The 18,391-nt window shown below is 56.4% G+C and carries 20 protein-coding genes and 1 pseudogene; 8 read left to right on the plus strand and 13 right to left on the minus strand.

Annotation, left to right across the window (positions count from 1 at the left end):
- Nucleotides 1–14 precede the first annotated feature (14 nt).
- The 6 genes and pseudogenes from HNR55_RS17210 to HNR55_RS16770 all read right to left on the minus strand — a co-directional run.
- Nucleotides 15–500 (minus strand): annotated as a pseudogene (locus HNR55_RS17210) (DNA cytosine methyltransferase); the annotation flags it as partial.
- Entirely contained in the window at nt 497–985 is a 489-nt protein-coding gene (locus HNR55_RS13180; RefSeq protein WP_166116101.1) for a DUF2840 domain-containing protein, read from the minus strand. The pseudogene HNR55_RS17210 and the gene HNR55_RS13180, both read right to left, overlap by 4 nt.
- The gene (locus tag HNR55_RS13185) at nt 982–2,055 is read right to left on the minus strand and encodes a replication initiator protein A (protein WP_166116099.1); all 1,074 of its coding nucleotides are present in this window, start codon (nt 2,053–2,055) and stop codon (nt 982–984) included. The genes HNR55_RS13180 and HNR55_RS13185 overlap by 4 nt, the downstream gene beginning before the upstream one ends.
- Nucleotides 2,052–2,348: a helix-turn-helix transcriptional regulator gene (locus HNR55_RS13190; protein WP_166116097.1), complete on the minus strand. Its 297-nt coding sequence runs from the start codon at nt 2,346–2,348 to the stop codon at nt 2,052–2,054. The genes HNR55_RS13185 and HNR55_RS13190 overlap by 4 nt, the downstream gene beginning before the upstream one ends.
- Nucleotides 2,349–2,444: 96 nt before the next feature.
- Nucleotides 2,445–2,966 carry a DUF2285 domain-containing protein gene (locus HNR55_RS13195; RefSeq protein WP_264814147.1) on the minus strand — a complete coding sequence of 174 codons (522 nt, stop codon included), beginning with the start codon at nt 2,964–2,966 and terminating at the stop codon, nt 2,445–2,447.
- Complete coding sequence (locus HNR55_RS16770) at nt 2,947–3,231, minus strand: transcriptional regulator domain-containing protein (RefSeq protein ID WP_264814145.1); 285 nt, start codon at nt 3,229–3,231, stop codon at nt 2,947–2,949. The genes HNR55_RS13195 and HNR55_RS16770 overlap by 20 nt, the downstream gene beginning before the upstream one ends.
- Before the next feature lie 271 nt (nt 3,232–3,502).
- Between HNR55_RS16770 and HNR55_RS13200 the strand changes: the two genes are divergently transcribed.
- Nucleotides 3,503–3,754 carry a helix-turn-helix domain-containing protein gene (locus HNR55_RS13200; RefSeq protein ID WP_166116093.1) on the plus strand — a complete coding sequence of 84 codons (252 nt, stop codon included), beginning with the start codon at nt 3,503–3,505 and terminating at the stop codon, nt 3,752–3,754.
- A 55-nt stretch (nt 3,755–3,809) separates the two neighbouring features.
- Here HNR55_RS13200 and HNR55_RS13205 read toward each other — a convergent pair whose 3' ends face one another.
- The 3 genes from HNR55_RS13205 to HNR55_RS13215 all read right to left on the minus strand — a co-directional run bounded on the left by HNR55_RS13205 (nt 3,810) and on the right by HNR55_RS13215 (nt 6,213).
- The gene (locus HNR55_RS13205) at nt 3,810–4,127 is read right to left on the minus strand and encodes a DUF736 domain-containing protein (protein WP_166116092.1); all 318 of its coding nucleotides are present in this window, start codon (nt 4,125–4,127) and stop codon (nt 3,810–3,812) included.
- Between the two features lie 629 nt (nt 4,128–4,756).
- A complete protein-coding gene (locus HNR55_RS13210) occupies nt 4,757–5,173 on the minus strand; it encodes a hypothetical protein (RefSeq protein ID WP_166116090.1) in 417 nt (138 codons plus the stop codon).
- A gap of 359 nt (nt 5,174–5,532) precedes the next feature.
- Nucleotides 5,533–6,213: a DNA methyltransferase gene (locus HNR55_RS13215; protein ID WP_166116088.1), complete on the minus strand. Its 681-nt coding sequence runs from the start codon at nt 6,211–6,213 to the stop codon at nt 5,533–5,535.
- 355 nt (nt 6,214–6,568) lie between these two features.
- On the opposite strand from HNR55_RS13215, the gene HNR55_RS13220 reads away from it, so the two are divergent.
- From HNR55_RS13220 to HNR55_RS13235, 4 genes are all read left to right on the plus strand, one after another.
- The gene (locus tag HNR55_RS13220) at nt 6,569–7,204 is read left to right on the plus strand and encodes a hypothetical protein (RefSeq protein WP_166116087.1); all 636 of its coding nucleotides are present in this window, start codon (nt 6,569–6,571) and stop codon (nt 7,202–7,204) included.
- A gap of 1 nt (nt 7,205) precedes the next feature.
- A complete protein-coding gene (locus HNR55_RS13225) occupies nt 7,206–8,435 on the plus strand; it encodes a helix-turn-helix domain-containing protein (protein ID WP_166116085.1) in 1,230 nt (409 codons plus the stop codon).
- A 216-nt stretch (nt 8,436–8,651) separates the two neighbouring features.
- Nucleotides 8,652–9,230: a hypothetical protein gene (locus tag HNR55_RS13230; protein ID WP_166116083.1), complete on the plus strand. Its 579-nt coding sequence runs from the start codon at nt 8,652–8,654 to the stop codon at nt 9,228–9,230.
- Between the two features lie 8 nt (nt 9,231–9,238).
- Entirely contained in the window at nt 9,239–10,162 is a 924-nt protein-coding gene (locus HNR55_RS13235; protein ID WP_166116081.1) for a Kiwa anti-phage protein KwaB-like domain-containing protein, read from the plus strand.
- 54 nt (nt 10,163–10,216) lie between these two features.
- Here HNR55_RS13235 and HNR55_RS13240 read toward each other — a convergent pair whose 3' ends face one another.
- Entirely contained in the window at nt 10,217–10,690 is a 474-nt protein-coding gene (locus tag HNR55_RS13240) for a hypothetical protein (RefSeq protein WP_166116080.1), read from the minus strand.
- Between the two features lie 212 nt (nt 10,691–10,902).
- Complete coding sequence (locus HNR55_RS13245) at nt 10,903–11,796, minus strand: alpha/beta fold hydrolase (RefSeq protein WP_166116078.1); 894 nt, start codon at nt 11,794–11,796, stop codon at nt 10,903–10,905.
- A gap of 93 nt (nt 11,797–11,889) precedes the next feature.
- Here HNR55_RS13245 and HNR55_RS13250 point away from each other — a divergent pair, with 93 nt between their 5' ends.
- The 3 genes from HNR55_RS13250 to HNR55_RS13260 all read left to right on the plus strand — a co-directional run bounded on the left by HNR55_RS13250 (nt 11,890) and on the right by HNR55_RS13260 (nt 14,875).
- Complete coding sequence (locus HNR55_RS13250) at nt 11,890–12,759, plus strand: LysR substrate-binding domain-containing protein (RefSeq protein ID WP_166116076.1); 870 nt, start codon at nt 11,890–11,892, stop codon at nt 12,757–12,759.
- Nucleotides 12,760–12,978: 219 nt separating this feature from the next.
- Nucleotides 12,979–13,167, plus strand: coding sequence for a hypothetical protein (locus HNR55_RS13255; protein ID WP_166116075.1), 189 nt, complete (start codon nt 12,979–12,981; stop codon nt 13,165–13,167).
- Nucleotides 13,168–13,180: 13 nt separating this feature from the next.
- The gene (locus HNR55_RS13260; RefSeq protein ID WP_166116073.1) at nt 13,181–14,875 is read left to right on the plus strand and encodes a recombinase family protein; all 1,695 of its coding nucleotides are present in this window, start codon (nt 13,181–13,183) and stop codon (nt 14,873–14,875) included.
- Between the two features lie 50 nt (nt 14,876–14,925).
- On the opposite strand, the gene HNR55_RS13265 is transcribed toward HNR55_RS13260, so the two are convergent.
- Both HNR55_RS13265 and HNR55_RS13270 read right to left on the minus strand, forming a co-directional pair.
- On the minus strand, nt 14,926–17,379 hold the full coding sequence (locus HNR55_RS13265; protein WP_242005592.1) for a S8 family peptidase: 2,454 nt from the start codon (nt 17,377–17,379) through the stop codon (nt 14,926–14,928).
- Nucleotides 17,380–17,402: 23 nt separating this feature from the next.
- Complete coding sequence (locus HNR55_RS13270) at nt 17,403–18,386, minus strand: AAA family ATPase (RefSeq protein ID WP_061471189.1); 984 nt, start codon at nt 18,384–18,386, stop codon at nt 17,403–17,405.
- Between the last annotated feature and the right edge of the window lie 5 nt (nt 18,387–18,391).

The raw sequence follows: 18,391 nt of genomic DNA on the forward strand, positions 1-18,391 counted from the left end.
CCGATATCTCCAGCACCCACCACGCACGGTTCGCAGGCGTAGCCGAGCGCCTCCAGCGCATCGAGCAGCCGGTCCGCGCCGCGAGTTCGGAGGTTAGCGCTGTTCTCAAAAGCGAACCAGCGAGGGCGGCACTCTCCAACCAGCCGGACGGCTTCGCGGTAGAGACCCGACCGCGCGCCGTCGATCCCTTTGCCCCTGGTGTTGGCGCTGCTGATATCCTGGCACGGCGGGCTGCCCGCGATGAGGTCTGGCAGGAAACCGAGGTCGGAAACAAGTCGCCCTGCGGTGAGGGTCCGGACGTCGTCGTAGAGGCGGACATGGGGATTGTTCTCCGCGTAGAGCACGCGCCGCCATGGAACGATCTCGCAGGCGGCGACGGTGACGAAGCCCGCCCGGTGCAGGCCCAGCGTCCAGCCGCCAGCCGCACCCGCGAACAGGTCCAGCACGCGGAAGGGTGTGCGGGGTGAGATGTCACCCATGGGGGAATGACCATACGTCATGACACGACTCCCCTGCGCAGCCACGCCTCGTGGCGTTCGCGCGTATAGGGACGCGGCTCCTGCGCCGCCGTGAGGCGATGATGCAGGTGGCGCCAGTGATCGGGACAGACGGCGGCAGGATCGATCCCCAACGCCTCCACGCCGTCGACGGCCTCCAGCACCCGACGCACCTTTGGCCAGCCGCTTTGGCGCAGCAGGCTCTCGCCGCCGGGGCGCACAAAGGGCACCGTCTGGCAGGTTTCCTGAGCCCCGACCGTACGCACGATGTCAATGCAGGACACCACGGTGCCGAAATCGTTGGCAGCCCAGCGGATGAAAGCGAACACGCTGTCCGGCGCAAAACTCATCAGCCTGCGCCGACGGTCGAGAATGCGATCCTCGACGGGATGACCAAACCGGACCCAGTGCTCGATGCGCTTCTCGATCCACGTCAGTTCGATTGTGGTGAGGGCATCGCCCTGCGAGCGAAAAGAGCGAGCGGTCATGGGACACCGACCAGGCGATCCGCGACCGCTTCCCGAGCCTTTTTTCCATGCCCCGATCGGGCTGCCGAAAGGGAGGCGAAAAGTTCGAGATCCCCTACATAATAAGTTATTATATTAGTTATATAAGTTACGGGCCTGATTCCGCGTTTGGAAACAACGGATTGCGACGTTTTCTGCACCGTCAGCAACGGTATTTCCGCACCGTGAGCAATGGTATGTTCCGCATCCTGACCAACGGCAGGAGTCACACGGTTATCCACAGAACCGGTGGATGATACCGTTGGGGAGATACGCAGAACTGGCTGTTTTCCGCCAGAAATGACCTTCAAATCGTAACCTGGGACGATCTGGCGGCGGGCAATGCCGGCGACGTCGATCACGAAATTCCGCCAGGGAGAGAGGGTGCCGGACCGGGCATGAAGATCACGAAGATCGAAACGCCATCCCTCCTTCTGCCGACCGGCATGTCGGCGCGCCAGACGATAAAGCCACCGCTCCAGGCCGCCATAAAGGCGGAAATAGGCGGGATCGACGCTCAGGACATGGGAGCGATCACAGGCCACCTCCATGAGCCAGTCCGGCAGGGTCAGGGCCACTCCGTCCTCACGGGAAATCCGGACGTCACTGATCCAGGCAAACGGTTTGTCGCGCCACTCTGGCCCCTGCCGCAGGCTGGTGGTGACGCGCGTTTCCGCCAGACGCGCGAGGGCGCCATAAAGCCGGCGATACTGATGGGCGCCGTCAGCCCACCCCAGATCCTGGAACAGCCGCCAGGGCGTGAAGCGCACATGGCGCGATACCCACAGATCATGGTTGAGGGCATCGACAATCTGACCGGTCAACCAGAGCAGGATATCGGCGTCCCGGATCGTCGCCATGCCCAGAGGAGCCGAGGCTTCGACAACGATCTCCATCTGACGCGAGCGATAGCGAAGAGGCTCAAGGCGCGCCATGTGCCCCAGTGCGAAGAACGGGCGTCCCATCAGATCGCGAATGTCGCGGGGCCCTGCCGACCCCGTGACCATGAAGCGGCGGTCGGGCTGACGCCAGCTATCGGCGGCCGGCATCATCGTCCGGCACTCTGCTGCGCCTTGCGGGCCTTCGCCTGCAGGCGGATGATGTAGGCGCGGGGATCGGACGGCATGGGAATGCCGCCTCCATCACCCGTAGAAAGCCGGACGTTCAGATCGGCCCAGGCGCACAGGTCTTCGACGGCATAGACGATCCGGCCACCAAGCTGGCGGTAGAGCGGACCAGTCCCGCAACTCCGGTGTTTTTCGAGGGTGCGGATGGACAGGCCAACGAAATTGGCCGCGTCCGGGGTGCGCAGATAGCGCGGTGGCAGTGTCGGCTGGACACGCATGGGGTCTTCCTCCCGTTGGATCGGGCCGCGTGCGGAATGTCGCGGCTCATGGGAGGACGCTGCCGGAGAATGGACTGTGGGGAGGGATGACAAAGTTCAGGCCGCCAGACTGTCACCCCCCTGCTTCAGCCCCTGAAGGAGAGCGATGTGGCCACCGTTCAGGTAGAACCCGGCACCGTCGAGGTCGCGGTAGAAGGCGCGGTGCCATGCGCTGGCACGCCATTCATTGCGAGACAGGCGCAGGATATGCTCGCCGTAGATGCCGGCCGCGATCAGTCGGACCGCCACGCCCATGCGCCGACCTTCCATGATGCAGAGCATGCGGATCTGGCGCAGTTTCTGCTGGAGGCTCAGGCGCAAGCTGGGGGAAAGAGGACCGGGCGTCTGACCGGCAAGCAGGCGGCCGAAACGCGCAACGCAGGCCAGACGGGTCGTGAGGTGCGCGTCATCGATGATGAACCAGGTTCCTGGTGCGTCGGGCTGTCGATCGACGACAATGACTATGCGCAGCGGGCCTGCCGCGCTGTCCAGCACGAGATGGATGCCGTCGGGCCCGTCATGTCGGGCCCGCGCGTAGGGCGCGAGACGGGACAGGATGTCACCCCCATCGCCACGCACGGCGACCTCCGGCGCGATGTCCGGATCCCAGAAAGCAGGGGCAAGCCAGGCGGGGAGATCTGGGTCGACAGGGAAAACGCAACCCCCAACGACGAGCGAAGGCGCGCCATGCTTCGGCGTCAACCTTGCCCATCCGAATTATTGCTGCATGATCGTGTCGATAGGCCGGATTATGCCGCAGCCATTCCTGGGCAAGACCGGCAGGGTCGAGCCCGGCGAAGGCACGACGAAGAGGTGCGGCATCCCACGGCCGGTTTGTCGGCACGCCCCCCTCCCCCGATATGTCATGGATTCGACCCAGTATCCGGTGCAGGAACGGCGCGGGTAGTCCCGAAGACTCAGGGAGGTAATCCCGAAACTATCGGGGGGGTTCGTGATTATTTCTATATCGGGGGGATATTGACGCCAGACGGGCCGGAAACGTCGGTTTCCGCGACATCACGTGATGCCCATAGCGCATCACAGGAAAAGGCACTTGGCGTTCCGTGTATTATAATACGTAGCGCGATAATACACAAATCGTTCCTATCCTGCGGATGGACATCCGAGGACTTTTCGGCGCGAACGTGAGGCGCCTGCGACGCGCCGCCGGTCTCAGCCAGGAGGCCCTGGCGGAACAGATGGGCGTGGACCGTGCCTATATCAGCTGGATCGAGACCGGACGCCAGAACGTGACACTGCTCTCGCTATGGCATGCGTCGCAGGCGCTGGGCGTGCGGCCCGCCGCGCTGCTGGACGAAAGCCACGTTGTCGCTACAGAAGCGGCACCGGCCAGCGGGAAGCTATAACCCGCCGGTGAAGAAAGCCTTTCCCGGCTGCGCCGGGAAGGGCCAGTGTGGGTGGTCAGTCCCCGTTACGCGGGCGCTGGCGGCTCCAGACCAGGTTGTAGCCGCCACCTTCCTCTTCGAAGAGGCTGGCGAAGATCGGACCGGGAAGCGTCGGATCGTCCAGCTTCACGCTGAGATATTCGCGCCAATCCGTGGTGTGCTTGATCCAGGCGGCCCCGGCTTCCAGTTTGCCGATCTGGACCCGGAAGTTGGGAACATTATCGCTGGCCCTGTTGGCTTCGGGCACGAAGCGGATACCCCGGATTTTCTGTGTCAGGGTGACGATCTCGCCTTCGTAACCCTCGCCGACCTTTTTGAATGAACCGATGATCATTGTCCTGTCTCCTGGCTTGTATCGGGCCGCGACCACCACGGCCTCGATGGCCATCGTCAGCCCGGAGGCGACCGGAGGCGCACCCGCAGGGCCGGAGCAACGCGGAGGACGGCGGCACGGAACTTTCTTGCTCCGCGCGGAATGACGGCGCAGCCGGCAGGGGAAGAAAGTTGCGGGACGCCGTTGCGCCATAGCCGGGCGAGGCGAAGTCGGTCTTCGGGCAGATCGGCCCTATCGAGAGGCCATGGTGTGCGGCACCGTCAGCCTTGTATGGAGACAGGCCAGTCCGTCGTGTTTCATGACTGGGGCGTGGGTCTGATGAGGACGTCTCCCTACGTCTTGGGACAATCCGGGGCCGTTACCAGTCCACGTATCGAACAGCGGGCCTGTGGCTATTGACCATCCCTACATCCGGACAGGAAAACAGCAAGGGGCCGCACCGATCCTGCGTTGCACCGTATGAACAAGTGTATCTCAGCATGAAGCTGGACAGTCCTACCACCCATCCGCCGGTCCGTGCTCAGCCCTTTCGATGGAGGACGTGCGTAAATGCGACACATGGAGTCAGGCGTAATCGTCCCATGTGGACTGCCCCCCCGGCCCTTCCGGTTCGCCGGAGGGACCATCTTTCAGGCGGGCTGGATGGCGCATAGCCGCGTCCATGCGGCCCCACCGACGCACAGCGCCCCAAATGTCGCGAAGATATATGCCGGAATGGCACCCATATCGCCCAGACCGCTGAACCCCAGCGTCATGCCAAATCCAGCCAGCGCGGCTGGCAAAGCAAGCAGGAGCGAGACCGTAACCCGCAGGACGGGATCGTGCGAGGAGACGAGGATCGCCTGACCGAGCACCAGAACCATGATTCCGGCGGCGATACCAGCAAGGATGGCATGAGAGCCGGACATCATGGCGTGGTCATAAAATGTGGTGCAGACCATTGCCGCCACAAACAGGGAAGCGGCATAGACCGCACAGAGAAACAGTAGCCAGCACAGGAAGCCGATACCGGCGACGCCAAGGACAATTCCGAGACCGAGCAGCATGAAGCGCATCCTTCCCATGAAATGGAACACTTCACACATGCCGGGACGGTTCCGATATATCCAGATAATAGAAGCCAGTTTCTCGACATCTTTTTCACGATCGGGACAGCGCGCAGAGCGCGCCGGACAATCCTGACCGAGGCGCCCCTGTCGGCGCCTTCCGCTCGCGCCGGGAACGCGGCGCGTTGGCCTGGCAGCGTTGGGATTGGATCAAAGAACACCGGTCCGGCACCCTGTTTCACTGAACCTTGCGTGCCGGCGAGCGCCGCACGCGCGGGCAGCGCGTCCCCACCGCCGGTCCCGAAGGACCGGCGCGATTTTCTGGCCGCCCGGTCAGCGTGAAGAAAGAAAAGGGCGGCTTACGCCGCCGCCCTCCCTGCCCCGTGCCAGGCAAGTCGGCGGGTTGCCGTTGCCGCGTGCTCCGGGTCCAGTTCCATGCCCAGCCAGTCGCGCCCAAGATGCTGCGCTGCCACCAGCGACGAACCCGAACCCGCAAACGGGTCCAGCACCAGACCACCCACCGGGCAGAAAGCTTCCACCAGGGGAAGCAAGGCCGCCACCGGCTTTTGCGTCGGGTGCAGTTTATTGCCCGAATAGGGCATATCGAGCACGTCCGGGATGGGCTTTGAGGGTGGTGTCACGTTGCCCTTGGCCAGCAGGTAGGCGCTCTCGTGTTCATACCGGAGAAACCGGGAAGAGGACGAATAGGACTTGCGAAAGACAATATGCCCGACCATGCGGAACCCGGCTGCCTTCCAGGCATCAGCAAATAAATCTATCCGGTTCCAGCCATAGAACGAAACGGCAAAGCCGCCCCATTTCAGAACACGGTGCATCTGATTGAAGGCGGGCCGGAGCCAGCGAGCATTGTCGTCATTGCGCACCTTCCGCCCGTCCCTGCCCTGATAGTTCACAAGGTAAGGCGGGTCTGTCAGGATGAAATCCACCGCATTGCGCGGCATCGCCCGCATGAGAGAAATGCTGTCACCGCAAAGAATGGTGTTGCGGAAATCGGTCGCCGTGTTCGTGTTGCCGGTCATGGTCTTTGCCCTTTGTTCCGCGAGGAACAGCCCCCGCTGTTCCTCTGCCTCGCGGCGAGCAGCGGGGTAGCAACGGCAAGGGCGACCGATGGGGAGGGGTATCACCCGGTCTGCACGGAGCGTAGCGCAGGAAGATCGGGGACACCCCATCTGGCGGCGTCAGCGCGCTGACGCGAACCCTTGCCGGCGCGAGGGCGGAGCCATTAGCCTTATTTTTTCATAAGATCGACAGTCAGTAACCAAAGTTATCCCTTCACCCATTAAGACGCCGCACCTGACCATATAAAGACTTTTAAACGAAATTTTTTTGGGTTAAAATCCCCATAAGCGAAATCTTGGCGTTGAAGGGTCCGGAATGGAGCAGGTTCAGTATGAGCAGGGAATAGCCGAACTTCTTTTGGCCGAGATCCCTCGAGACGTTACCCATGCTATCAATGAGGGTTTGCTCGCTGGTGCTCGTCGCGCCTATGCGAAAACGAAGGATCTCAACAAAGGTCATCGCGCCAATGGCCTCGGTCAAGAGCGTCATTTTCTGATGAATGAAGCGTTTCATACTGCATTGGCAGTTCACAATGCCTCGCCAACTCCTATTCACGGAAATGATCTAATCGTCGGACATCAAGGCGAGATCATGTTGGGTCGTGTGAACGTCGGGCCAGTATGGAACAACTGTCGGCGGAGTATCACTCGCCGCAGACTTTGTGCTTACAACGAAGCCCTTGGTCATTGGGTTGAAGCAGATCTCTTCTGTGAGCCTCCGCCTCATACTGCCATAGCCGCGTTTTTTGTGGCCGTTTTTTCAAAAGATCAGTCAGAATTACCAACTTCCATTCAAATCTCGGTACCTGACGCCGATATGTCCAAATGGCTTTTCCGTGAAGATGTAGAAAAATTTCTGCGCAGGTACGACGACCCACCAATGACCCAAGAAGATTTGGCTCAGCCTCGCCTCAAGGCTGCGCTTAGAAAGCAGAACGAAAGCGAAAAGTGACATGAGTCGTGGAGGCGTGCATGGGTTTCAAGCAGATCGTCTCAGCCAGATTCTGGCTGTGCGCCGGCTTACCCAAGCACAATTAGCATCTCTTGTTGGGGTTTCACCCGGCACCGTTAGTAAATGGAAAGCGGGAACGCAGGCCCCAGAATTTGAGGCGCTAAACAGACTGGCTTCGGTAGTGAATGTCACACCTGACTGGTTCATGCAGCCTTACCGGCCATCGCTTTCGACGCCCCTCTTTCGGAGTAACGCAGCCGCCCACGTGGCTGCTCGGACAATGCTCGAAGGACGTCTGGAATGGGCTGAAGAAGTTGCCTGTGGTTTCACTGAATTTGTAGACTTCCCAGACGTTTCTCTTCCAAAACGGGAATTTCAAAATCCAGAAGAAATTACCCAAGAAGATATTGAGGATTCAGCAGATGAATGTCGCAAACTCTGGCGCTTAGGACGTGGGCCGGTACAGGATCTGGCCCTCGCTGTAGAAAGCGCCGGTATTCTCCTCGTTAGAGAAGAAACAGGAATACCTCAAATCGAGGGGCTTTCAGGATGGAGCTCTAGGCTTGGGCGTCCATGTATTCTCCTATCCTCCGATAAAGACAATGGCTTTCGAGGGCGTTTCGATCTCGCACACGAACTTGGACACTGCATCCTGCATAAACATATTGAACGCGCAACTAACCGCGATCGATATAACATGATGGAAAAGCAAGCACATGTTTTTGCTGGTGCATTCCTTCTGCCGGCTGATGGTATCGGCCAAGACGCTCCCTTGCATCCTACGCTTGATGATCTACTAATATTAAAACGGAAATGGGGGGTCTCTGCTGCCGCAATTTTAATGCGTCTTAAGGCACTGGGCCTTGTGGATGATGATGAGGCCACGAATCTTTTCAAGCGTCGCTCAGCTCGTTGGGGTAGTAAAGCTGAACCTGGTGATGAAGAGCGTGCTCCGGAAAGACCAAGGCTTTTAGGCAGGACGGTCGATCTTTTGGTACGCGAAGGGGTAATGCCACTAGAGCATGTTTCCCGTCATTTTGGGCTTTCTGACAATGATTTGGAAATGATTACGGCGCTTCCCGTAGGGTATTTTAAAACAAAAGAAAAAGTAGTTACGCTTACCAGACTTCGTCAAGAAAAGGTTCCATCAAAAGAACGTAAGCTTAACCCTGACGGAGATTATCAAGCCAAGGTTCTGAATTTATCTCGTGGAGAAAAAGCCCGGAAATGATGAAAATGAAAACCCCATTCGGAGTAAACAATGCCTAGGGAGTTTTTTCTTCAATGGCTGAAACGAAAACCCGAAGATCTTACCAAATCGAACAGCCACAACGGGTCGATAAATGAGAAGATTTCGTTAATTTGGGCGTCCTTGTTTTGGGAAACTAGATATTCTGGAGCGATGGGTGCGTCCTTATAGGATAATTCCATATAAAGGGAGGGCGATATGCAATTCCGGCTCTTAACGGCAATTATGGTATTTCTAGGATCTTACCTGCCGTTGGCAGTGATTCTTTTCTCCCAAAATATCGACTATAAAGCTTTGGTTCATGGATTCTGCTGGCCCTTCAAAACGGGAACTTGTTCGATCCCTGTGAATGACGCGAAATATTCGATTGGTTTTCTTATAATTACAATGATATGCTTTGGGATAACCGTTATTTCTCTTTTAATAATTCGGCCTACCCAGGACATCACTGTTTGTGAAGCAGAATATGTTCCAACAGACCTCATGAACTACACACTTCCTTATGTGGTGTCATTCATGGGAGTCGATTACAATGAAACAAATAAATTTGTAGGGTTTTGTGTATTTTTGGGTTGGATGTTCTGGCTTACACATAAATCTGGACAGATTTTTCTTAACCCTCTTCTCATCGCTCTCGGCTGGAGACTTTACGACGTTACGTATTCATTTGCTGGAAGCCATACCCAACATAAAGGACGTGCATTGGTAAAAGGATATCTAGAGCCTGGTATCTACAAGCAATGGCCCGTCCAAGACATCCAAATTATTAAACCTTAGGATTTATCATGAATATTCCAGAATATTTGAGTGATTTTGACGTTAGCAATGCAGGCTTAACGGTCTGGCTTTTCAAGAAGTCCGGAGGCGCAGGTGGAGCAGCTCCCACTTATAACGGGCACTGGATAGCTACAAATGACGATCTCAATACCGCTTTGAAGGAAGCGATCATCGAAGCTAGGAGCAGTATCAAAGAAGTGCATGATTATGGCCTTCTTGCTCAGAACAACGAATCTAGCGCTCTTCTTATCGACACTGACGAAACCCACGCCAACTTGATCGTCAATCAATCTGCAAACGCACTACCTCAAAAGAAAGTCAAAAAAGAGTCTCATATTACAAATACTTATTTTTTTGTTGTACGACTGACCGATGGAGAAAATGTACTTCACGCCGTAAGAAGAACAGATTCTTCATGGCGGACGAAACGCCGAAAGGAGGTAATTGATATAGTATTCAGAGAAAATGCATTAGCTTTGGATCAATCACCTTCCTTCTCCCTATCGAAGCACGTAGATTTTTTTATCGCTGCCGATAAAATCATTATTCCACACAAAGCAAATTTTGAATCTGTTCTACATTATCGGCAAGCTCATGCAGAGGAATTTAACGTGCTCCAAGCAGAAACAGATTTCTCGCAAATCTTTTCATCCTTGGATGTGTTAACAGATTTTGTAGGTAACAATAAAATTCAGCTCCGCCGTATGTGTTCAATACGTCAAAAAGGTCATTACAAAGATCCTGCTTTTATGAGCAGATTAAAGCAGCAGCATCTGACGTATGGTTTGACTTTAACGTTTAATGCTGCTGGACAGATCGTCCCTACACCTGAGACATGCCGTGATATCATAACCGCGCTTTTAGACCATCGTCTCGCATCTGCATTTTCAGAGAATATTTACGACGTTCCTAATGCAACAGAGATCTCCTAGAAATCGCCTAGGCAATGAGGGTCGACACCCAATAAAAAGCGCCTCAGAAGAAAGCTAAACGGTTCTTAGTTTTTTGGTCATAAGCTTAATCGCTGCCGCAGAGGTTCCCCACCGAAACGAAAATGTCTCTGAAACATCGAACCATCCTCTTCCGTCGCCGATCCCATGATTCGCTCCCATACACGAACATTGGCAGTCGTGACCGACAGCATTTCGACACGCTGGGGCACATTTCTCAATTTCACGGTAGGGTTGAATTAAATATAAACGCCCATAACGCTCCAATCCGCTATCAACAAAGCGATTGAGCCAACTTATTGGCAGTTTCCATGCCTTGATTTTTGGTGACCATTTTATTTCCGGTTTGCGAGTTCCGCTGGCAAGACTTCGTAGCCAAGTATTATTGTCTGAGCGATAGGGTAAACGCGCTGTAAGCTTTTCACCGGGTATGCCGGAACGAACGATAATTGGGATGTTGGGATTACTCCAGTGAGCACGTATCTGAAGTGGAATATTGGTAAGATCCATCAATCACCCCATATCTATTAAAAAACTTCATTCCAAACCAACATCAGCTATTACCGAAAAAAGTCAATTATCTCCTCATCCCGCCTCTGATTGGGAGACACCATATTACAATGGACGCAGCTTAAGTCACGTAATCAATTACTTATGCTTACGGTGAAGTCCCCGGTTAATAGCTTCACTCAGATCGTGTGGTTACCGATATGTTTTATCGGTCAGCTTCCGTTTTGTAGGAGAAAAGGGATAGCGAATTTTGCCACCAAAGCCACACTTTGGCGCTGGGGAAAATGACCGGTTCCGGGCAGAACACGCCGCTCATAATGACCCCTGAACAGATGATCCTTACTGGCTGACGTCTCCGGATCGTTACACGGGTCATCACCCCCGTGGATGACCAGCGTGGGCACATGAATGATCGGGTCGGCAACAACACGTTTCTCAAGCTCTTCGAATACCGGGGAACGCTCAGCCAGCCCCCAGCGCACGCGATAGGAGTGCAGCGTAATATCTGCCCAGTCGGGATTTTCGAACGCCTGAGCCGTCGCTGCGAATTCGTCTTCGGGGATTTGCCATCCCAGGTTCCAGATCGACCAGATATACCGCATGAATTTCTGGCGATCGTTCCGGATGAGTTTAGCGCCACGGTCCAGCCCCATCAGCCAGTGATACCAGTAATTCTGCGTCTGACGGTAAGACATGGCCTGACCAGCATCATTTGTTCCCCATCCCACGGATAGGGCCACGCACACTGCTATCCGGTCAGGTGCCAGAACAGAGGCGATGTAGGCAGCTCGCGCACCCCAGTCATGTCCAATGATGCTGAAACGGGAAATCCCCACGACATCCGCCATTTCGAGCATATCCTGGGCGAGAGCCACAAGCTGCCCGTTTCGAGGGATATCTGCCTCCCGAAAACGCGTTGGGCCGCAACCGCGCAGCCAGGGCACATAAGTCCGGAAACCAGCCGCATGCAGATGCGGCAGGAGCCGGTTCCATGTCAGCGCGTCGTCCGGCCACCCATGAAGCAGGATTACTGGAAATCCGTCTTCCGGTCCTGATATCCGACACGCAATGTCGAGTTGGGATGTTGTGATCGTTATGTGCTGCATGAGCGTACCTCCGCTCCTGCTATGCGCGCTTTCTTCTTAGCATAGAAACAGATATATAATTACATCATATCGCCTTTTACGATAAGAAAAGCTATGCTTTCGCCGATCTGCCTTCGCAGTTTTCTGACCGTCATTGACACCGGTGGCTTCACGGAAGCCGCACGGCATCTCAATGCCACCCAGTCGACAATCAGCGGTCATATCAAGCGTCTGGAAGAACAGGCTGGCCATCGGCTGATGGAGCGCGATCGTGGCGGGTCTGTCGCACTGACGCTTCAGGGGCGGGAACTCATCGGTTATGCGCGTGAAATCCTGCGGCTGGACCAGGAGGCCCGATCACGTCTGGCCGGGACCTCTCTCACTGGTCTTGTAAGGGTCGGTCTGCCAGACGATTTTGCCAGCGGACGTGGCTTTACGCAGCTTCTCGCTGATTTTGCCCGACAACATCCCGACGCTCGCCTCGAGGTGGAGGTTGGTAACCGCGACCGTCTCCTGTCTGCCCTAGATGTACAGCGCCTTGACCATGTGCTGACCAAGCAGGACCGCGCTGCCGGAGGTGAAATTCTTGCCAGGCGTACCGTGGTCTGGATGGGACTGGCCTCTACCACCGGGACTGTGCCCCTGATCGTATTTCCCGAACCCTGCATCTATCGTGAGCGCGCCATCAGGGCGCTTGAAAAAGCCGGGATTCCCTGGACAGTCGCCTATGTGAGTCCTTCACTCGCGGGCATTCTGGCTGCGGTTAACGCCGGATTGGGGGTATCCCCTCTTGCTGAGGATCTGACAGAAGGTCTTGTCCCGAGTATCGTGAACCAGACCTTGCCGTCTCCTGGTTCGATCGATCTGGTGCTTCACTCGCGTGCGGGGCAACTCACTCGCGCGGCCACCGGGCTGGGCGATCTGATCCGGCAACATTATGGGGTAACGGGTATACAGGGCGCCCAGAGGAACAATCTCGCCTGACGCTTGTCGCAAGTTGACCACACGAGAGCGTCCAGTCTGCCCGTCTTACGCCAGTATTTGTACGACGCGCCTGTATCCGGGACTACCCATAACTACGATTCCGTACGCTTGAGCACGCATGGACGCGCCCTCTCATATTCCCGTTTTCCATTGAAATAACAGTCATCTGTCCGGATCGTGTGTCTGTTTTCCTTGCCATGCGGTCGGAAGAGAGCGACGATGACGGACAGACCCAGCCAGTCCATTGCCCCGGCGTATCGGCCGCCCGAGCCTGAATTACGGCTTGTCATGCGCCCCGATGCCCCCGACCCGCGCCTGATGGCGCTCATCCGCCTCATGGCACGCCGTGCGGCACGGGACTGGTTCCGGTCTCAGCAACAGGAGCAGCGCCGCCGCTCCGGACCGTAAGGGATGCCTCACCATGAAGGTCGCGCTCTACGCCCGCTATTCGTCCGACAACCAGCGCGCCGCCTCGATCGCCGACCAGCTTCGCGTCTGCCGTACCCACGCGGACAAACAGGGCTGGAGCATCGTCGAGGAGTATACCGATCACGCCATCTCGGGTGCCTCACTGATGCGGCCCGGCATCCAGGCGCTGATCGCGGATGCACAACGCGGACGGTTTCAGATCGTGCTGGCCGAGGCGATGGATCGCCTCTCCCGCGACCAGGAAGATATCGCGGGCGTCTTCAAGCGCATGAATTATGCCGGCGTACGGATCGTCACTCTCTCCGAAGGAGAAGTCTCCCACCTTCATGTCGGCCTCAAGGGCACGATGAATGCCCTCTTCCTGAAAGATCTGGCCGAGAAAACCCATCGCGGCCTGCGGGGGCGTGTGGAACTGGGCAAGTCCGGCGGCGGTAACGCTTACGGCTACGACGTGGTGCGCAGGCTCGACGCCAATGGGGAGCCGATCCGGGGCGACCGCACCATCAATCCCGCAGAAGCGGACGTGGTCCGCCGCATCTTCCGCGACTTCGCGGCAGGTCTGGGACCGCGCGCGATTGCCTTCCGTCTTAATGACGAAGGCATTTCAGCCCCAGGCAGCGGCGCCTGGGGCTTCTCGACCATCACCGGCAACCGCGCACGGGGCACCGGTATCCTCAATAATGAGATGTATGTGGGCAAGCTGGTGTGGAACCGCCAGCGCTTCATCAAGGATCCCGATACCGGCAAACGTCAGGCTCGGATGAACCCGGACTCCGAATGGGTGATCCAGGAGGTGCCAGAGCTTCGGATTGTAGACCAGGAGTTGTGGGACGCGGTCAAGGCGCGGCAGGCCAGCGTCAGCGCCAGCCGGGACACACGCGACACATCCTCGCCCGATCATTTCCGCGAGAAGCGCCGCCCCCGCTATCTCTTCTCCGGTCTGAGCAAATGCGGCTGCTGCGGTGGCGGCTATTCGATGATCTCTGGCGCATTGCTCGGCTGCTCGACGGCGCGCAACAAAGGCACCTGCGACAACCGGACCAATATGCGTCGCGAGGAGCTGGAGCGGCGCGTGCTCGACGCCCTGCGTCATCATCTCATGGATTCGGAGCTGTTCGCCGAGTTCTGCACGGCCTTCACCACCGAGATGAACCGGCTGCGCATGGAAGCGTCGGCCGACATCGGCGCATCAGAGGCGGAACTGAAGCGGGTCGAACGCGACATCCAGCGGCTGATGGACCTCTATCTTTCAGAAGCGATCTCGATCGAAACCGTCAAGGAGCGCGGCTCCAAGCTCGAAGCCCGCAAGGCGGAACTGACGGACTTCCTCGCCACCGCCGAGGCGCCGCCTCCCCTGCTCCATCCCCAGATGGCGGAGTTCTACCACCGGCAACTCGCGCGCCTGCATGACATGCTGCATTCCGAACTGGACGAGAAACGCCAGGAGGCGGCCGAGGTGATCCGCTCGCTGATCGAGGCGATCATCCTCACCCCGTCCGACAAGGGACTACAGATCGACGTCCGGGGCGATCTGGCTGGCATCCTGACAGTTGCGTCGGGCAGCGGACAAACGAAAACCCCAGCCCGTTTCCGGACTGGGGTTCCTGATGCGTTGGCATCGCAAGTTCAGATGGTTGCGGGGGCACGCAGCCCCCGATACCGACAATCACTAATGTTTGCTGTTTAGTCGTGACGCTTACTCACAAAAATATAATGGAAACAGCCGTATAACTCTGGTCAAGAAGCGGGAACTGCTACAGCCAGCTTATTGGCGATTGCTGTATAAAGGTCGACTTCCGCGCCAGGCGCACGGATCGACACCAGAAGTGCGTATCGTACCGACCGATCCCAGCGCTGCAAACCAGGCTTCTCTTTCCACCAGCCACTGACCGGGAACACACCAACAGCATCACGCTCCGCAAGTGCGGCCGCACTTCCACGCCATATATCGGAGTGGATTGAGCCACGATCCCGTATCGAGCCCAATACCCAATTGTCTCCTCCAGGCGCGCTCCCCATTGCACCAGCTTCCTCCGCCTCGGCAGCCTTATTAATGCGTGTCCGGAACTGCTGAAGACTTTCGAGGGAGCGTTTCACAGCAAAACGAAGAGCATGGGAAGCATAACGATGCCTTCGCGTCCAACCTCTTTCGCCAGGATTAGGCTCAACAAAGTAAGATAGGGTCACTCTCAATTCCACATCTTGATCACCGAGCGCAAGCAACTCATCACGCGGCCACGGTAGATGATGTAAATTCATATCCCTTGTTTTAATGTTTGAGCCGTCTTTTCGGAAGGGTAGTAGAGCGTCCTCCACCATGAGAGTCGCATCATTTAGGGCACTCATCAACGCTCGTCCAAGATCTGGTACACCCCAGCCATAACGACGCAACATCGCCATCTTCTGCGTCTGATTGACGGCGGCATTAAAGCGACCTTGCATTGCCGGTGTCCACTCAGCCGAATGAACCACCAATCCTCGTACCGTCTCCGGCCACAGTTCAGGCCTGGCGGCGATAATACCAGCCGATAGATTAGCCGCTAAGGCCGCTGCCGCACTGGTATCACCAAATACGTCAAACAAGCGAACATTCGGCCGAAAATGCGTTGTAATGAGTTGAAGATCGTCGATTGCCGAGGCCGGATTAACTCCGTCATAGGCAAGGTTACCGCCCTCGAAAACCACATCGGGACGGATCGGCCACTGCCGATCCCATATTCCTGACGTGCGACTAGTTGGTGCCAAGTCTCCCGCAGGTGCAATAGCTTCCCAGCCGGCATAGTCCGGATGCGTAATGGTAATTTTATCCGTGTAAGCGCCAGCGACAAGCGCATTCCATGCTTGAGCTGGGCTTTCAACCTCTGCAAGGTCATTCGCGTCAGGATATTCCGCAGCGACAATATCGCCTCGCAAGTTTCCTGCCGCCAAAACTATTAAACGACGATGAATCCCGTTGCCATAACAAAGCTGATCGATAGCCGCTGACCATGAAGAAGGACGGCCACGTCCCAAGCCGATGTCACTAGTCACCGCCATGCAAAACACGCGCCGTCGGCGCGGTGCACACGTCTCTGCCTTGGTGATCCCTACCTCTGTTACGGCACCATAAAGTTCAGGATCATTCTGATCACTGGGCGACAAAATCTTCACGGACTCCAAACGGTGCTGCAAATTGATGGCAGCGTTTCCACTCAGTGCCGCTTCGAGATCCCCATACAACGCGACGCCAGCCATTGCGGTGCCATGGCCGTTCCAAAAAGCACTGTCCCCCACGCCCCATGAATTATCGTAAGCGTGCTGATCCGCAGGATCGAGGCCTGGCGCAATGAGAACGTGCCCTTGGGTCGTCCCGCTATCGAGAACACAGACCGCAGGTGCCAGAATTGATGGCGGGTTGACCCGCTCAGCAAGTTCGGCCGCCCATTCAACCTGCTCAACGGCACCCATTTCAAGAAATAGCGATGGAGTATCCTTCGCAATCCTTAATTCAGCGATTGCATCGGTATTTCCAACCAACCGCACCATTGTGGCTTCGTTCGCAAGTACCAGCACAACGTCCCGTTCTGGAAAGCTGATTATGTGCTCTTTCAGAACGACATTCAGGCGTTCCGCAACCGCCCGAAATGTCCCAAGTCTATCTTCACGCAACCACACTTCCCACCAAGCCTGACGCTCGGCCTGAGGAAACAACGTCATATCATCGGTAAAAAGAGAACGAAGAGCAGCCAAACGAATATCTTCAATCCGAGCAACAAGAGCTTCGTTTTTTGGCTTGCCCGTTTTTGTGTCCTCGTCGCGATAGGCCTTGATCTTCTTGACAAAAAAATCAGCAGACTTTTCCGGCACAAATACCGTGGCTGAAATCAGATCTTCTCCGTCCTCGGGCAGTCTTACCGCAACTAATTCGATCGACTTGGGTTTATTCTCCAACCCGTCTACAGCAGCTCGCTCGGCTGCGGGAATCTCAAACTCCAGGTAAAAACCACGCTCGCCCTCGGCTACGGCCTCATCGCGCGTTGCCAACTTACGGCGAGCCTCTGAGAGCGCATTACCAATAGCCTGTTCAAGCTTATGGGCATGCGCGGCCCGAACTCGTGCAGGCGGCAAGCCTGAGTCTCCTCGCTTCGGCGAAGTATAAAGTTCTTTCTCTCCGCCCCCTTCCATATACAGGTGCGGTCGATCTCGCTTCATATCCACCATAGCGCTCTAAAAAATCAAAACGTAGCCGCCTTACGCTCCGCGAGCGCAGCGAGCAGCATAGATTGGTCAACATTCTCGGTTCCACCAAGAACGGCCATCTTGGCCGCATCCTCTGCGGCACGAGCGATCTCCGCCTGACTGAGACCATCTGTGGCTTTAAGCACTTGATCCCAATTGATCAATTTCAATTTAAATGTCGCCAAATGTGATTCCAGAATTCCGCGCGCGATCTTAGTATCTGGCAGCCCATAAGTAATTACATCATCAAATCGACGAAATAGTGCCTTATCGAGCAGCTCAGGATGGTTTGTCGCCGCCACTATGAGACTCGGCCCATCATCGTTCTCGATGAATTGAAGAAATGAATTAAGTACACGTCGGATTTCGCCAACGTCATTTGGGCCAGCGCGCTGAGCACCGACAGCGTCAAATTCATCAAAGAAGTAGACACCGCGCTGAACGGCAATGGCATCGAACACTAGTCTAAGGCGGCTTGCCGTCTCCCCCATCAGCTTCCCGATTAACCCGTCATAAAGGACTGTAAACAATGGCAACTTAAGTTCGCCTGCCAAGACGGCAGCCGTCATGGTTTTACCGGAGCCTGGCGGCCCAACAAGAAGGATCTTTCGACGGGGAGTAAGCCCCCGCGCACGAAGCCGCTCCTGTTGACGTTGTTCCGTCAGCACTCGGCGAATTCGTTCTCCGAGTGCTGGTGTCAGCACCATGCTGTTGAGGCGAATGTTAGAATAACGCGCAGAAAGAAGGTTTGTAAGTTCGCCCTTAGGTTGCGCGATAGGCACGGGGCCAGCACCGCGTCGGGCAACTGTCGCGTCTTTACCTTTTGCTGCCTCAACCAACTCTCGCAATTCCTGCGCAAGCTTGCCATGCCCTTGACGCGCCTCGTGAGCGGCCAATTGCGTCGCAACGGAGAGAAAGCGTTGCTCGTCTCCAGCGATATGGCTTTGCAGCAGGGCAACGATGTGACGCGCAGTGGTCATAGGTT

This window comes from Acetobacter lovaniensis (assembly GCF_014207635.1).
GTDB classification, from domain to species: domain Bacteria; phylum Pseudomonadota; class Alphaproteobacteria; order Acetobacterales; family Acetobacteraceae; genus Acetobacter; species Acetobacter lovaniensis.

What these genes read in the sequence shown, in the direction of transcription:
- HNR55_RS13180 (WP_166116101.1), bottom strand. Translation starts at nt 985, where the DNA reads ATGACCGCTCGCTCTTTTCGCTCGCAGGGCGATGCCCTCACCACAATC.
- HNR55_RS13185 (WP_166116099.1), bottom strand. Translation starts at nt 2,055, where the DNA reads ATGATGCCGGCCGCCGATAGCTGGCGTCAGCCCGACCGCCGCTTCATG.
- HNR55_RS13190 (WP_166116097.1), bottom strand. Translation starts at nt 2,348, where the DNA reads ATGCGTGTCCAGCCGACACTGCCACCGCGCTATCTGCGCACCCCGGAC.
- HNR55_RS13200 (WP_166116093.1), top strand. Translation starts at nt 3,503, where the DNA reads ATGGACATCCGAGGACTTTTCGGCGCGAACGTGAGGCGCCTGCGACGC.
- HNR55_RS13205 (WP_166116092.1), bottom strand. Translation starts at nt 4,127, where the DNA reads ATGATCATCGGTTCATTCAAAAAGGTCGGCGAGGGTTACGAAGGCGAG.
- HNR55_RS13210 (WP_166116090.1), bottom strand. Translation starts at nt 5,173, where the DNA reads ATGCTGCTCGGTCTCGGAATTGTCCTTGGCGTCGCCGGTATCGGCTTC.
- HNR55_RS13215 (WP_166116088.1), bottom strand. Translation starts at nt 6,213, where the DNA reads ATGACCGGCAACACGAACACGGCGACCGATTTCCGCAACACCATTCTT.
- HNR55_RS13220 (WP_166116087.1), top strand. Translation starts at nt 6,569, where the DNA reads ATGGAGCAGGTTCAGTATGAGCAGGGAATAGCCGAACTTCTTTTGGCC.
- HNR55_RS13225 (WP_166116085.1), top strand. Translation starts at nt 7,206, where the DNA reads ATGAGTCGTGGAGGCGTGCATGGGTTTCAAGCAGATCGTCTCAGCCAG.
- HNR55_RS13230 (WP_166116083.1), top strand. Translation starts at nt 8,652, where the DNA reads ATGCAATTCCGGCTCTTAACGGCAATTATGGTATTTCTAGGATCTTAC.
- HNR55_RS13235 (WP_166116081.1), top strand. Translation starts at nt 9,239, where the DNA reads ATGAATATTCCAGAATATTTGAGTGATTTTGACGTTAGCAATGCAGGC.
- HNR55_RS13240 (WP_166116080.1), bottom strand. Translation starts at nt 10,690, where the DNA reads ATGGATCTTACCAATATTCCACTTCAGATACGTGCTCACTGGAGTAAT.
- HNR55_RS13245 (WP_166116078.1), bottom strand. Translation starts at nt 11,796, where the DNA reads ATGCAGCACATAACGATCACAACATCCCAACTCGACATTGCGTGTCGG.
- HNR55_RS13250 (WP_166116076.1), top strand. Translation starts at nt 11,890, where the DNA reads ATGCTTTCGCCGATCTGCCTTCGCAGTTTTCTGACCGTCATTGACACC.
- HNR55_RS13255 (WP_166116075.1), top strand. Translation starts at nt 12,979, where the DNA reads ATGACGGACAGACCCAGCCAGTCCATTGCCCCGGCGTATCGGCCGCCC.
- HNR55_RS13260 (WP_166116073.1), top strand. Translation starts at nt 13,181, where the DNA reads ATGAAGGTCGCGCTCTACGCCCGCTATTCGTCCGACAACCAGCGCGCC.
- HNR55_RS13265 (WP_242005592.1), bottom strand. Translation starts at nt 17,379, where the DNA reads ATGAAGCGAGATCGACCGCACCTGTATATGGAAGGGGGCGGAGAGAAA.
- HNR55_RS13270 (WP_061471189.1), bottom strand. Translation starts at nt 18,386, where the DNA reads ATGACCACTGCGCGTCACATCGTTGCCCTGCTGCAAAGCCATATCGCT.